The sequence below is a fragment of the Mangrovimonas spongiae genome (assembly GCF_003944795.1).
GTDB lineage: Bacteria > Bacteroidota > Bacteroidia > Flavobacteriales > Flavobacteriaceae > Mangrovimonas > Mangrovimonas spongiae.
The window spans coordinates 116,500-130,798 of sequence record NZ_RWBG01000005.1 but is presented as its reverse complement, the minus strand read 5'-3'; the positions used below and the strand labels follow the sequence as shown (position 1 = coordinate 130,798).

Annotated in this window: 16 protein-coding genes; 3 read left to right on the top strand and 13 right to left on the bottom strand. The window is 32.8% G+C overall.

What is annotated here, in order from left to right:
• Positions 1-18: 18 nt before the first annotated feature.
• Positions 19-450, top strand: a complete 432-nt coding sequence (locus EJA19_RS11260) for a 3D domain-containing protein (RefSeq protein WP_394342055.1) — start codon at positions 19-21, stop codon at positions 448-450.
• Between the two features lie 30 nt (positions 451-480).
• On the opposite strand, the gene EJA19_RS12790 is transcribed toward EJA19_RS11260, so the two are convergent.
• On the bottom strand, positions 481-612 hold the full coding sequence (locus EJA19_RS12790; protein WP_262706705.1) for a hypothetical protein: 132 nt from the start codon (positions 610-612) through the stop codon (positions 481-483).
• Between the two features lie 378 nt (positions 613-990).
• Here EJA19_RS12790 and EJA19_RS11255 point away from each other — a divergent pair, with 378 nt between their 5' ends.
• Together EJA19_RS11255 and EJA19_RS11250 are read left to right on the top strand one after the other, a co-directional pair.
• Positions 991-1,623 (top strand): hypothetical protein, encoded by a 633-nt coding sequence (locus EJA19_RS11255; RefSeq protein ID WP_240640280.1) that lies wholly within the window; start codon positions 991-993, stop codon positions 1,621-1,623.
• Between the two features lie 122 nt (positions 1,624-1,745).
• Entirely contained in the window at positions 1,746-3,308 is a 1,563-nt protein-coding gene (locus tag EJA19_RS11250) for a DEAD/DEAH box helicase (protein ID WP_125468472.1), read from the top strand.
• Positions 3,309-3,400: 92 nt separating this feature from the next.
• Here the strand turns inward: EJA19_RS11250 and EJA19_RS11245 are convergent, their stop codons facing one another.
• The 12 genes from EJA19_RS11245 to EJA19_RS11190 all read right to left on the bottom strand — a co-directional run bounded on the left by EJA19_RS11245 (position 3,401) and on the right by EJA19_RS11190 (position 14,288).
• On the bottom strand, positions 3,401-4,246 hold the full coding sequence (locus EJA19_RS11245) for an OmpA/MotB family protein (protein ID WP_125468471.1): 846 nt from the start codon (positions 4,244-4,246) through the stop codon (positions 3,401-3,403).
• A 441-nt stretch (positions 4,247-4,687) separates the two neighbouring features.
• Positions 4,688-5,560, bottom strand: a complete 873-nt coding sequence (locus EJA19_RS11240) for an XAC2610-related protein (RefSeq protein WP_206075175.1) — start codon at positions 5,558-5,560, stop codon at positions 4,688-4,690.
• A gap of 18 nt (positions 5,561-5,578) precedes the next feature.
• Positions 5,579-6,853, bottom strand: a complete 1,275-nt coding sequence (locus EJA19_RS11235; RefSeq protein WP_125468469.1) for a toxin-antitoxin system YwqK family antitoxin — start codon at positions 6,851-6,853, stop codon at positions 5,579-5,581.
• Between the two features lie 77 nt (positions 6,854-6,930).
• Positions 6,931-7,137, bottom strand: coding sequence for a hypothetical protein (locus tag EJA19_RS11230; protein ID WP_125468468.1), 207 nt, complete (start codon positions 7,135-7,137; stop codon positions 6,931-6,933).
• 71 nt (positions 7,138-7,208) lie between these two features.
• The gene (locus tag EJA19_RS11225; RefSeq protein ID WP_125468467.1) at positions 7,209-8,633 is read right to left on the bottom strand and encodes an amidohydrolase family protein; all 1,425 of its coding nucleotides are present in this window, start codon (positions 8,631-8,633) and stop codon (positions 7,209-7,211) included.
• Between the two features lie 92 nt (positions 8,634-8,725).
• A complete protein-coding gene (locus tag EJA19_RS11220; protein ID WP_125468466.1) occupies positions 8,726-9,166 on the bottom strand; it encodes a hypothetical protein in 441 nt (146 codons plus the stop codon).
• A gap of 39 nt (positions 9,167-9,205) precedes the next feature.
• Entirely contained in the window at positions 9,206-10,000 is a 795-nt protein-coding gene (locus tag EJA19_RS11215; protein ID WP_125468465.1) for a cation transporter, read from the bottom strand.
• Between the two features lie 164 nt (positions 10,001-10,164).
• A complete protein-coding gene (locus EJA19_RS11210) occupies positions 10,165-10,788 on the bottom strand; it encodes a peptidase associated/transthyretin-like domain-containing protein (RefSeq protein WP_125468464.1) in 624 nt (207 codons plus the stop codon).
• A 273-nt stretch (positions 10,789-11,061) separates the two neighbouring features.
• On the bottom strand, positions 11,062-11,694 hold the full coding sequence (locus EJA19_RS11205; RefSeq protein WP_125468463.1) for an NAD(P)H-dependent oxidoreductase: 633 nt from the start codon (positions 11,692-11,694) through the stop codon (positions 11,062-11,064).
• A gap of 4 nt (positions 11,695-11,698) precedes the next feature.
• Positions 11,699-12,748 carry an NAD(P)-dependent alcohol dehydrogenase gene (locus EJA19_RS11200; protein WP_125468462.1) on the bottom strand — a complete coding sequence of 350 codons (1,050 nt, stop codon included), beginning with the start codon at positions 12,746-12,748 and terminating at the stop codon, positions 11,699-11,701.
• 10 nt (positions 12,749-12,758) lie between these two features.
• The gene (locus EJA19_RS11195; protein WP_125468461.1) at positions 12,759-13,178 is read right to left on the bottom strand and encodes an OsmC family protein; all 420 of its coding nucleotides are present in this window, start codon (positions 13,176-13,178) and stop codon (positions 12,759-12,761) included.
• A gap of 12 nt (positions 13,179-13,190) precedes the next feature.
• Positions 13,191-14,288 (bottom strand): alkene reductase, encoded by a 1,098-nt coding sequence (locus tag EJA19_RS11190; RefSeq protein WP_125468460.1) that lies wholly within the window; start codon positions 14,286-14,288, stop codon positions 13,191-13,193.
• Positions 14,289-14,299 lie beyond the last annotated feature (11 nt).

Here is a 14,299-nt window from a genome sequence, read left to right as displayed (position 1 = left end):
TTTTGTTATATTTAAAAGGTGATTAAATATATATCTATCATATTACTGTGCTTATTAACAACATGCCAAAAGGCACCTAAACAGCCCATATCACCATACAAATGGGAATGTTTAGAGGTTACAGCAACGGCCTACAATAGTTTGTCGTATCAAACTAATAGCCAACCTAATATTACAGCATTTGGCGATACTTTAACTCCCAATATGAAATGCATTGCAGTATCTCGCGATCTTTTAAAATTAGGGTTAACTCATAATACACCTGTGGTTATAGATGGCCTTGATGGTATGTATCTTGTTAAGGACAAAATGCATAGACGATGGCGAAAGCGTATCGATATTTATATGGGCAAAGACGTTAAAAAGGCGAAACAATGGGGACGTCAAAAATTAACTATTAATTATCAAGTAAAACGAGATTCTTTAGGCATAAAAAAAGCCAGCAATTAAACTGGCTTATTTTCGACTAATCCTAAATAATTAATGGGCGTAACGTTCGTGTCTTGTCCATAAAGCATCATGATAACTATTAATGCTCTCCACAAGTTTTTGCCTTGGTAATGGTTTGTACTTATTTATAGAGTCTCTAGTTAATGTAATAATAGCTTTCATGATGTGTTCGTTTTTTTTGATTGATGATTAGTTTAAAAGTCTGTGTTTATCTGTAACGTCTTTTAGTATTCCAAGTATGACTCTTAGTGTTACTTAATGTTCCAGAAATCTGATTGTTGTTTAAAGTTCTCATAATAAAATGTGTTTTTTGATTGATTTACACTTAATAGACGACCAAAAACAAATATTGTTACAGTACTATGTATTACATAATAGCATTTTAACATTTTTTAACGATTTTAATAAAAGTTTACATAGGGTAGAATAAGATTATTTATAAATTTACCACTTGGTATAGTATTTGTTAAAACTGCTATAGTATCGATTTGTATGAAAAAACTGTGGTGTATTCTTATATTGTTAATTAACCTAAGCCTTATGGCTCAAGTTACCGACTCTAATAGTCAGTCTACTAGCATTCCTGCCGTAGAAACAGAAGACGAGCAAAATAATAGCTCGGTTTTAGATATACAACCATTAAGTCAAGAAGAAAAAAATCAAAATAACAAGCTTAATGGGATGACACTTCCAGAAAGCCGTCAGCTTAACACACAAAACCAAGAAGAATTTTCCATGTTTGGTGAAGAATTTGGAAATCCAGGTGAACTTTATCAAAACAAAGTAAAAAAACACAATAAGCAATTTGAAGAAGAAGGCGAACGCCGTAACAATGGTAACACCACAAATCAATATTTAGGTGATTATAGAGTTAAAGTGGGTAAAGTTAATGTTATATATCGTGATTTTGCCGATCCTGATGGCGACCGTGTGAAAATTTTTGTCAATGATGAAGAGGTTAAAATGGCTGTCTTAAGACGTAACTTTGATGGTTTTAAACTCAACTTGGAAAAGGGTTTTAATAAAATAGATTTTCAAGCCTTAAACCAAGGTCGTTATGGCCCTAATACAGCTGAACTTCAAATACTTGACGAACACGGTAATATTATTGCTGCTAGCCAATGGAATTTAGCTACTGGTGTTAAAGCGACTTTAATTTTAGTAAAAGAATAACCCTTAAATTATACTGTTTTAAGGTTATCAACGGCCATTGTTAAAAAATTCAATCATATTTTTCCTTAATTTATTCCTTAAAACCCTATAAAACGCCTTATTTTTGCACATCGCAAAAAATTATGAGCAAAAATAACATTACATCATTCGAATTAGAAGATAGGCAAGTTGGTAAAGATCTGTATAGCTACCAAAAAGGAGCTATCAGTAAAATATTTAAATGCTTTGAAGAAGCACCAGAAGACTACCATTTATTATATCAATTACCAACCGGTGGTGGAAAAACGGTTATCTTTTCAGAAATCGTAAGACAGTATCTTAAGCATCATAAAAAAAGGGTATTGGTTATGACACACCGTATCGAACTTTGTAAGCAAACCTCTAAAATGCTTAAAGAGTTTGGTGTTGTAAATAAAGTAGTAAGTAGTAAAGCAAACCTAGACGACCAAGACCAATACAGTTGTTTTGTCGCCATGGTAGAAACCCTTAATAATAGGTTACAAGATAACAAACTTGATATATCGGATATTGGTTTAGTGATTATTGATGAAGCACACTACAACTCGTTTACTAAACTATTCAAGTTTTTTGAAAAATCTTTCATCCTTGGCGTAACAGCAACACCGCTTAGCTCCAACATAAAATTACCTATGAAAGATAATTACGATGAGCTTATTGTTGGCGAAACCATTCAATCGCTTATCGAAAACGAATTCTTAGCTAAAGCTAATGTCTATTCCTATAACGTTGGGTTAACCTCTTTAGTTGTTGGTGCAAATGGCGATTATACTGTAAAATCTTCAGAAGATTTATATACCAATACCGATATGCTTTCTAAGCTTATGCAAGCTTATGAAGAACGCTCTAAAGGTAAAAAAACACTTATATTTAATAATGGTATTAACACCTCGTTACATGTGTATGATACCTTTAGGCGAGCAGGATATCCCGTTGCTCATCTGGATAATACGCATACTAAAAAAGAGCGTAAAGCTATCTTAAAATGGTTTAATGAAACACCCGACGCCATTTTAACATCGGTAAGTATTTTAACTACAGGATTTGATGAACCTACTGTAGAATCTATCATTCTTAATAGAGCCACAAAATCGTTAACGTTATATTACCAGATGATTGGTCGTGGATCACGTATCCTAAAAAATAAAAACTCATTTAATGTTATTGATTTAGGAAACAATTTCCATCGTTTTGGTCCTTGGGGATCGGATATCGACTGGCAACGTATCTTTAAATCGCCAAACTATTATTTAGATAGTTTATTAAATGATGAGGAAATTGAGGAAAACTTCCGCTACGAAATGCCAGACGATTTACGAGAAGAGTTTGGAAATTCGGAAGAAGTTTATTTCGATATTAAAGAAGCTTATATAAGTGCTGTAAGAGCAGGGGAGTCGTCTAAAAAAGTCTTAGAACGTTCTATCGAGCATCACGCTAAAATATGTGTAGAAAATAGTGAAGATGTATATGATGCTTTAGATTTAGCCAAAAAATTAAGCGATGATATAGATCATCGTATTCACAAATACACCAAATGTATTAGTAAAAGCACCTATAACTTTGTGAAGTGGTTGGAAGACGATTACCGCAAAAAGCTACGTAGTTATTTACGCAATAATTTTGATGATGTTTTCCTAGAAGTACATGGTAAACCAGCCGAGAGCTAATAAAATATCATAATAAAAAAACAAGAAAGGCTGTCTATTTTTAGACAGCCTTTTCTATGGACTAATTAAATATACTTGAGGTTAAGTACATATTATCCTTGTGTATCTTGCTTGCTTTGCATTAAAGCGAAGAACTTGTTTAAGTTTGGTAAAATTATAATGTTTGTTCTTCTGTTTTTTGAACGATCTTCGGCAGTATCATTACTAGCAACAGGAGAGAAGTAACTTCTACCAGAAGCGATTAGTTTTTCAGGAGCTACGTTATAATCGTCTTGTAATTTACGTACAACCGATGTAGCACGTAATACACTTAAATCCCAGTTATCTTGGACTTTACTGTTGTGAATGCTTCTAGAATCGGTGTGGCCTTCAACCATCACTTCAATGCTTGGTTCAGAGTTAATAACATTGGCTAATTTTTGTAAAATATCGTTTGCTCTAGAGCTTACGCGGTAGCTGGCAGTGTTAAATAACATTTTATCTGAAATTGAAATCATCACCACAGTTTCATCTACATTAATAGCAATATCCTCGTCGTCTTCAAGGCTAGAGGTATCTACCGATTTTTGTAAATTGTAAGCAACAGCCAAGTTCATAGAATCTTTAAGTGTTTTGGCTTCGGCTAATTTTGCTTGGTCTACATGTTTCAGCGTTTCATTCATTTGCTCTCTAACATCGTTAGAAATCACAACGTCATCACCAACAGTAACTAGTTTAGCATCATTTTCATCGCTTAGCGAGTTAATTTTAGTGTTATACTCATCAACACGGGCTTGAATAATAGCAAACTTATTTTCTAAGTCTTCTTTTTCAACACGTGTTTTTGTTAGTTCACTTTTTAATTCTCCGTTTTCATCTTGTAGTGCGACATATTTCTTTTTAGACACGCAAGAGAACACAAAGATTCCGGTTAGTAAAAGCAATCCTAATTTCTTCATAATCGTTTAAGTTTGGTTTTAATTGTTTGTGTATATGTACGCATACAAAAGCTATCTTGGATGTCAACAATTACTTTTTAACGGTATTTTAAGGATTTTACCGATGCTGTAATACTAATGCGTTAGGAAAAGACAAGTTGTTAATGTTTTAAAAATGATGTGTTTGCATGACTAAACTTCAATATGCTTAACAGATAATTAGCTTATGCAATATTTTTATATCGTGGAGTAGCTTTACAAATATTCTATTTTACATAATATTAATTATAGAACAAATAAGTGATACAGAAAGTTGGGTATAGCTATACTATTTGATATAAAATCAGTTCTAGTAATTTAGTGCTATAACGATACCAACTTTATGTTAAAGTAATTTGCTGATGATATTAGCACTTCTAATTGCATATAAAATCTGTTCTATTAAAAAATTGAAATTAATTTTTACTCACAATCGACTTCAATGAAATCTTCTTTTTCGGAATCATATTCTATGCATTTTTTCTGAACTAAAACCATTGTATTGTTGACTACTTTATATGTTGCATTCATATGACTTCTTCCTGCACAACACTGGTTATGTTCGTAAATAAGTTTGGAGTCCTTGTCAAACTCTAACGATACTCCTTTAAAATCACTTACGATATATTTATCTGAATTTACATCTCTGAGAATGTATATACTTGATGTATTTGGTCCTGCATAACTTGTCTCAAAAACTGAAAAATCTTCTATTCCATCAAAGTTATAATCGCCTATCCTAACACTATCAATGCCAAACAGTTGACAATCTAAATCTATTGTTTGGATTAATCTATCTGTTTCTTTTTCAAATATTTTAACACCAATTATTCTGCCATAAAAGCGTCCTACTTCTTTTGTAATTATTGTTTTAAAATAATGGTTTTTTGTAGAGCTTGACTGGATTAATTCTTTTGTATCCCATTCTACATTATCTCCATTAGTTATATCAAAATCTTTTTTTAATAAGATTTGAAGCCCTTCTGTATTGCTTTTATTAGTCCATTTTCCCTTAATTATTTTATCGTTCTTTTTGAAATTTTTAAAGATTAATGTTGCTAAAGTATTAGCCGACTTATCCTTTTCAAAAAGTTTTAATTCTCCTTCTTTTAGGCTCCCGTTTACCTTTATAGGATTATCATATTTATTATAAACATAATAAGCATGTGAAATATCATCGCTGTAATGATACATAACTAATGTTATTGAATATTTCCCTAAATAACCAGTATAACAAGATTGGCTATTGCCAGTAAGAGTAAATAGAAAAAGTAATATTACTAATGTAAATTTCAACAAAAACTATATTTTAATTTAATGTTTTTCATTTTTAATTAAATCGCCATACTTATCATAAAACTTCCAGACGCCTATTTTTTCGTTATTTTGGTAATAGCCTGTGCTTTTTAATGCCTCATTATCGAAATACTCGTTCCATTTGCCTTCTTTTTTACCATTTAAGTAACTTCCTATCATTTTAATAATACCGTTTTCATAATAGTATCGCCACTCGCCTACTTTTTGATCATCTTTAAAATTCCCAATAGCATCTATTACCCCATTAACTGCATCATAATACTTCCATTCTCCAGTAGCTTTATCATTTTTATAACTACCTATATATAGCAAACCACCAATTTTACGATAAGCTTTCCATTCTCCTGTTTTTAAACCTTTTTCATAATACCCTGTTCGCAGTATTTGACCATTGGGATAGTAATATTTAGCCAAACCATGTTTAACACCATCTTTATACATAATTTCATCCTCTTTCTCTTTCTTTGCTTTAGTATCTGTAATAGCACTATAGCGTTTTAAGAACAATAGTAATTTACTTTCTTCAGTAATATTTATAGACATTTTCATTTGGTTATTGTCTATTTGTAACTGAGCTTCTTTGTTTTTAAATTTAAATATCGAAATTTTGTACCTATCATCTTCTATATGATTAAATGTTCCGGGGTCTACTTTTATTTCTTCGCAATCTGGATTAAAATCTTTAATCATTATTACACCATCCTCTTGAAAATCAAAAAATGATCTACATTTATTGTTATTATTATTTTTTTTAGAGCTTTCCAATTCATTATCAATATAGACTTCAAATTTCATTGGAGCCCATTTTCCTATAATATTCTGTGACGCTTGCGACGTTTCCTTTTTATTTACTTTAATACTGTTTTCATCATTATAACGTTTTAACAGCGCTACAGCTTTGCTCCTTTCTCCTGTATTAATATACATTTTCATCTGATTGCCTTCTATTTGTATCTGAACTTCTTCATCTTTCAATTCATCAACAGAAATTTTGTACCAATCTTCTCCTATATGATTAAATGTTCCAGGGGCTGCTTTTATTTCTTCACAATTTGAAGTAAAATCTTTAGTCATTATTGTGCCTCCCTTTAAAAACTCAATGTAAGACACACATGTTTTGTTACTATTTTGTTTTACAGTGTCTTCTAATTCAGAATCACTATAAAAATCGGTTTTTATGGGCACCCATTTTCCTATGATGCTTTGTGATACTTGGGCTGTTAGGTGAATACTAAGGAATAAAAAAGTAATAGTGATTAATGTAGATTTCATTATTAGGTTAATTCTGTTAGGGTTAATATTAAACCTCGAATTTAAGAAAACAAGTAGAATTTTTGGTTATAAAGACATCAATTGTCTTCGAAAGTGTAGTAATAGTAATTAAGTCCTATGTCTTTTTTAGCATTAAGGAACGTTCGTTCTCTTTTGAACAATCTTTTAGATTTAAGTAACTTTTTATTGTTACCCAAACTTGTAATCATTCCTTGAATACTTCCTCCTCCAGGCATTTTAACTATTCTTATATGGTTTTTATCTTGAGTTATTCTATTTAACATATGAAATATAGTAAATTCTTATCGGTTTCTTAAAAAGACAACTATTTTATATATGAAAGTCACTTTTTAAATTAATCATTTAAACTTTTTATAAGTGTATTCCAATCGTAGTTTTCTTTGTTGGCATTATTCCAGTTTTCTACCTCTAACAGCATGGCATCGATTTTTGTTTCATCAAGCCATTTCCCATTTACAAACACTCCTGAAATGTTACGCGTATTATTAATATTGTTTAATGGATTTTGGTTTAACAACACCAAATCGGCAAACTTACCTGCTTCAACAGTTCCTATTTTATCATCAATTTCCAGCCATTCGGCACCTAAGCGCGTGGCAGACACCAAAACCTCCTCATTGGTTAAGCCAGCCTGAACCAATAGGTTGAGTTCGTCATGAAGCGAAAATCCAGAAACAATACCAGAAATACCTGCATCGGTTCCTACAAGCATGGGAACACCATATTCTTTAAATGCTTTAACGATTAACTTATGAAAATTGGCTTGTTTTTGTAAATACTCTAAAAGCTCATCTGAAGTATCATAATAACTATTTGATGTTAGCCATTTGCTCTGCATTAACGGATGTACATACTTAAAACCTGGTAGTTTTTTAATATTTTCCAACGATTTTGCTTGACCAATAATAGATTCTATATTTAATACATTAGGAATTAACCAAGTGTTATTTTCTTTTGCTAAACGCGCAAACTCTTGCGCTTTTTTATAGCTATAATCGGTCGTTTGTTTTGATAGCTCTTCGGCGTGTGCAATTAAACCAAAATGAGGCATAAAAATGTCTTTGGCTGGTTTTCCTTCAAATGCCTTAGGTATATGACCAACAACTTTTATGTGTTGTTTTTTGGCTTCATCTATAACGGCTTTAAACGTTTCTTGGTTTAACCAAGTATATGCTTTTATAAATTCGTATTGGTCTTCTTTAGCCATGCGTACTGCATTCCTAGCATCGGATGGTGTTTTACTCGTGATATTAGTTTTGCTCCCTCCTATTACTTTGGCTAATGCTATTCTAGGACCAATAACATCGCCTCTTATAATTTCGTTACGCTGTCCTATGTTTTCTGGTCTTGCACTTAACTCAAAAACAGTTGTCACACCATTAGCAATATAGGGTGTCATAATATTTTGAGTGTTAAAACTTACCAATGGCCCTTTGGTTGGATACATTATAAATGGACTTCCTTCTGCGAGTGTATGCGCATGCATATCTATTAATCCTGGAATGAGCCACTTCCCTGTTCCATCGATTATTTTTGCGTGCTTTGGAATCGCGCCATTAATGGATTGGATTTTTGTGCGCTGTATTACAACAGTAGCATTTTTAATGACCGTATTGTCTTTAGTCATTGGTATGACATTCACATGTGTTATAGCGTAAGTGTCATTCGCTTGTTTATCGGAATATAAATTTAACTTGTTTTGTGCGTTTACATTGAAGCTAATAACAATAAATAGCGTTAGAAGTTTTAAGTATTTCATTTTGATGATTGATTGATGATATACTTAATAAGACAAAAAAACACTGTATTTGTTACAGATAGTTTCTATATAAATAGTAAGGTTATATAATTTTATAAACTCTGTTTTATAAGCAACATGAGCTTTTTAGCAAATTCTTTTCTTTGTTTCATAGAATATATAATCATTTGCTTTCTATATAAAGCCATTCTAATTCGGTTTCTACCTTCCAAAGAATTAATAATTCTTGTTAACTCTTGTTTTCTTTTAGCTTCTGTCTGTCTGTAGAGAGTTTTAACGTTGTAATTGCCTATTAAATTATTTGGTAGTTCGATTTGCGGGGTGTTAAACCAAAACACTTCGTCTTGTTCTGTGGCTCCATTTTCCCAATTAATTTGTTCTTCTAAATATTTAGCCGATATAATATAATATGCACCAATCTGTTCTTCTAATTCAGGTGAGTAATTAGATATACTGCCGCTTTTAATCTTCTCAAATGCCTGAGGTAAATATACAAAAAACAACCCCGTAGCTGTGTGCTTAGTGAGTAACATTTGTTAATTTGTTTTTGCTAAAGCTATTAAACTCTTTCTTTATTTACCAAGTTTTAAAATTCTAATAGCTCCCTGAATTATCAATGCAAAAACAATTATTCCAATAATCAAATCTGGCTTGTTTGAGTTTAACCAGTTTACTAAAAGCCCAGCTGTTATAACGCCTAAGTTTATTATAACGTCGTTTGATGTAAAAATCATACTGGCTTTCATATGAGCTTCTTCTTTACTTTTTGATTTTTGTAGTAAGTACAAACAAATGGCGTTAGCCATAAGTGCAAAAATAGAAACGGTAATCATTGTTGAGAAATCTGGAAGTTTTTCGTTTACAAAAAACCTTCTTAAAACTTCTACAAACCCAATAATTGCAAGAATAATTTGAAAATATCCTGCAAGTTTTGCAATGTGTTTTTTTCTTGTTAGAGTTCCGCCAACAGCAAAAAGACTAATTCCATAAACAAATGAATCGGCAAGCATATCCAAACTATCGGCAACTAAACCCATTGATTTGGAAATTATTCCAGTTGCCATTTCAATTAAAAAAAAGGCAAAGTTTATTCCTAATACAGCCCAAAGTAACTTTCTTTGGTTGGCATTTTCATTAAAATTGATTTGTTCTGTTTGTTCGGTAGAGATTTTTTTTGCGCCTAAATTCAGTTCAAAAATTAAGGTCTCAATTTCCTCAATCTGTTCATAATGAAAAACCGTTAGTTTTCGGTTTGGTATATCAAAATCTAAATTTGCAATAGCTGAAACGCCATCTAATTTCATTCGGATTAAATTTTCTTCCGAAGGACAATCCATTTTTGAGATCTTAAATATTGTTTTTTTCATATATACATACAAATATACATATTTGCTCATACCTTTAAAACACGAAATTTGTTCCTTACAAGATTGAAAACACCTAAGGTTTTATTGAAGTTATATTAAAATCTTATTTAGGTATGGCTTTAGAAAAAAACTAAAAATTATATAAAAAATAAAAGTATTATCCCTTATTCTATAACTGCTGGACGAAGCACAATATTCTTTTCGGCTAGATAATAGTTTTCTTTTTTTAACGTGGTAAGAATACAGTCGATACCTTTTTTGTTAATATGCTTACGACAATGTTTCGTTAAAAATGGGTCGTCGTTAAAAATAAAATCTGGTAAGTTATATTCCAACTGTCCGGCAACTTTAACGCTTCTATAAATACGGCGTAATTCTTTACTGTGCGCGTATGATCCTGGTATAAATGTATAAAAAGTATATTCGCCTTTAGCATTGGTTTTTACCCAACCACGATGGTAAACATAGCGTTTCTCGTTTTTAGTACGAATATCAAATTTACCATCCTCATTGGCATGACGAATAAATACAATAACATCTTTAGCGGGTGTTATCCCGTCTGGCTGATATACTATTCCTGTGAGTTTTAAAGGGGTTTCTTTAGTTTGAAAGCCTGGAATACTATCGATAGCATTTAAGTTAGTTTCAGAAAAATCGTAAATAGCATGACGCGAAGCATAATCAAACGGAACATCTTCGGTAACTTGTATTGCCGCGTCTTGCGCTATAACATATTGGCCTATTAATAAACTTCCTAAAACACTTAAAAGAACACGTAATTTTTTCATGAGAATAGTATTTAACACTCTCAAAATTAAATCACTAAACACTTCTTTTTAAAAAAATCTTATGAAATCATTAAAAAAACGATAAACGTAATACACAGACTACCAACAACTTATTTTATCGATGTATGAAATAGAAAAAATGTAAATTTCTATAAACTATTATTATATAGAAAAAGCAGCCCATTATTGTGGGCTGCTTTTGTCAACTAAACTAACCAATCAAAAAAAACACTACATTAAACGTAGTGTATATTGTTTAACGATTATTTGTTTTTATACAAGCTCTGTAATAAACTTTTCCTTTGGTGTACGTACTTTTTTCATACCTACCAACCAGTCGTTATTATCGTCTCTATAACCTAATGTTAGTACTAAGGCCGATTTTAAGCCTTTTTTATTTAACTCTAAAAGATTATCTAACGCTTCGGCATCAAAACCTTCCATTGGGGTCGCATCAACTTTTTGCTCGGCAGCAGCGGCTATAGCCATACCAAACGCAATGTACGCTTGTTTAGCCGTATGTTGCGCGTGCCACTCCTCACCTAGTGGTTCGTATAATCCCCACAAACGCTCTTTATAAGCATCCATAGTATCACTTGGTAAGTTGCGTTCTTTTAATGTTGCTTGAAATACATTCTCTATACGGTCTAGGGTATAATTATCCCAAGCCGCAAATACCAATACATGCGATGCATCAACAATTTGACTTTGGTTAAATGCTATAGGTTTTATCTTTTCCTTTAGCTCTTTATTAGTAATAACAAGAATCTCATAAGGCTGAAGCCCCGATGATGAAGGTGCTAAACGTGCAGCTTCTAAAATGTAATCTATTTTTTCTTGCGGAACGGTCTTTCCATTCATTGCTTTGGCGGCATAGCGCCATTGTAAATCATTAATTAAACTCATATTATTATTTAAGGGATTTCATATCGATAACAAATCGATATTTCACATCTGACTTTACTACTCTGTCGTAAGCGGTATTAATATCTTGCATATTTATCATTTCAATATCTGAAACAATGTTGTGCTCACCACAAAAATCTAGCATTTCTTGGGTTTCTTTAATACCTCCAATAAGAGATCCTGCTACACGTTTACGTCCCATTATAAGTCCTCCACCGTGGAACGGTTCTAATGGTTCGACTGCACCAACAATAACCATTGTGGCATCTATTTTAAGTAACTGAATGTAAGGGTCCATTTTATGCCCAACAGGAATGGTGTTAAGTATAAAGTCGAAACTTGCTGCATGTTTTGCCATATCTTCTTGGTTTGTTGAGATTAAAACATCATCTGCGCCAAGTTCTTTTGCATCGTTTCCTTTTTCTGGTGATGTTGTAATCATAACAACTTCGGCACCAAGAGCATGAGCAAATTTTACGCCCATGTGGCCTAAACCACCAAGTCCTACAACACCTACTTTATCACCTTTTTTCACATTCCAATGGCGTAAAGGCGACCACGTTGTAATACCAGCACATAGTAGTGGTGCAGCACCAGCAGGATCGATATTTTCTGGTACACGTAGTACAAACTCCTTATCTACAACTACCATAGTAGAATAGCCGCCATAAGTTTGTTGCCCTTTTATGTGTTGGTCTGCACTACCATAGGTAAAAGTAGCGCCATTTTCACAAAATTGTTCAAGATTGTTTTTACAGGAATTACAGGTTTGACAGGAATCAACCATACATCCTACACCTACTAAATCCCCTTCTTTAAAGTTGCTAACATCTCCTCCAACACTTACTACGCGTCCTATAATTTCGTGTCCAGGAACAACAGGGTATTTTGCGCCTCCCCATTCGTTTCTAGCAGTGTGAATATCACTATGGCAAACACCACAGTAAAGGATATCTATTTTAACATCGGTTTCTCCAACATCTCTACGTTTTATATCTAACGGTTCTAAAGCATTTTCTGGTGCCATAGATCCGTATGCTTTTATTGTTGTCATTGTATCTTGTTTATTGATTAAGATTAATATGTAACTTAATATCAGTATCTAAAAGTTTTGAGATTGGGCAAACGTTTTTAGCATTTGTAGCCACCTCTTTAAACTTTTCTTCGCTTATACCAGGTACATCGGCTTGTAAATTTAGTTCTATCTGTACAATACTACCATCTTGAAAATTTACTGAGGCAGCAACATCTAATGTGTTTGGCGTTACACCTTCTTCTCCTAATAAAAAGCTTAATTGCATAGCAAAGCATCCTGCATGAGCTGCTCCTACAAGTTCTTCAGGGTTGGTGCCATCACCATCCTCAAATCGTGTATGAAACGAATAACTTGTATTGTTTAAAACTTTACTATCGGTTGTTAAGGTGCCGCTTCCTTCTTTTCCGGCTCCTTTCCATACTGCTTTTGCGTGTCTTGAAAATTTCATAGTTGTGTGTGTTTAATTGGTTTTATTTAATTCTGCTTTTTTATAATCGGTATAGCCTTTTTCGCCTTGCGTGTAAAAGGTATCGTTATCCCATTTGGTTAGTGGAATATTATGCTGAAACCTTTCAACTAAGTCTGGATTAGATATAAATGGTTTACCAAAAGCTACCAAATCGGCTAAACCATCAGCTATAACTTTATTTCCAGATTCTTGAGTAAATCCAGCATTAATCATTAATGTACCATTATATAGTGGTCTAAAATGCTCTGCTATATTGGTTACAGCATGAGGCACATTAGAAACATCGGTAAACGGTTCAGATAAATGCACATACGCCAGATTGTAATTATTTAATCTTTTAATGATGTATTCGAAGGTTGGTATCGTTTCTTCATCAACGGTTATTCCAAACAATCCATGTAAAGAAGGATTGAATCTTACGCCAATTTTATCTTCTGGCATAACTTGCTTGACAGCCTCTAAAACCTCAAAAAAGAATCGACTTTTATTTTCGGTATTTCCACCATATTCATCTGTTCTTGTATTAGAACAATTACTAAAAAATTGATGAAATAAATACCCATTTGATGAGTGTATTTCTACACCATCAAACCCAGCTTCCATGGCATTAGCTGCTGCATTTTTAAAATCGGCTACGGTTTGTTTAATATCCTCCTTAGTCATTTCACGAGGCGTTACAGTGTCTTTAAATCCGTTAGGGGTAAATGATTGTGCCTTAGGATTGATTGCTGATGGGGCTAATGGAAGTTCGCCATTATGAAAATCGGGATGCGATATGCGGCCAACATGCCATAATTGAATATAGATTTTACCGCCTTTGTCATGCACGCGTTGGGTAACGTTTTTCCAGCCTTCAACTTGTGCTTTACTGTGTATTCCAGGTGTGAAAATGTAACCGACAGCTTGTTTAGAGACTTGAGAACCTTCTGTAATAATTAGTCCTGCTGATGCTCTTTGCTCATAATACAACGCATGCATTTCTACTGGTTTTCTTTGCTCGTTATCGGCACGACTTCTCGTCATAGGCGCCATAACAACTCGGTTTTTTAGGGCTAATTTGGGATAAGGTTTTAATAGTGATTGTGACATTAGTTTAATTT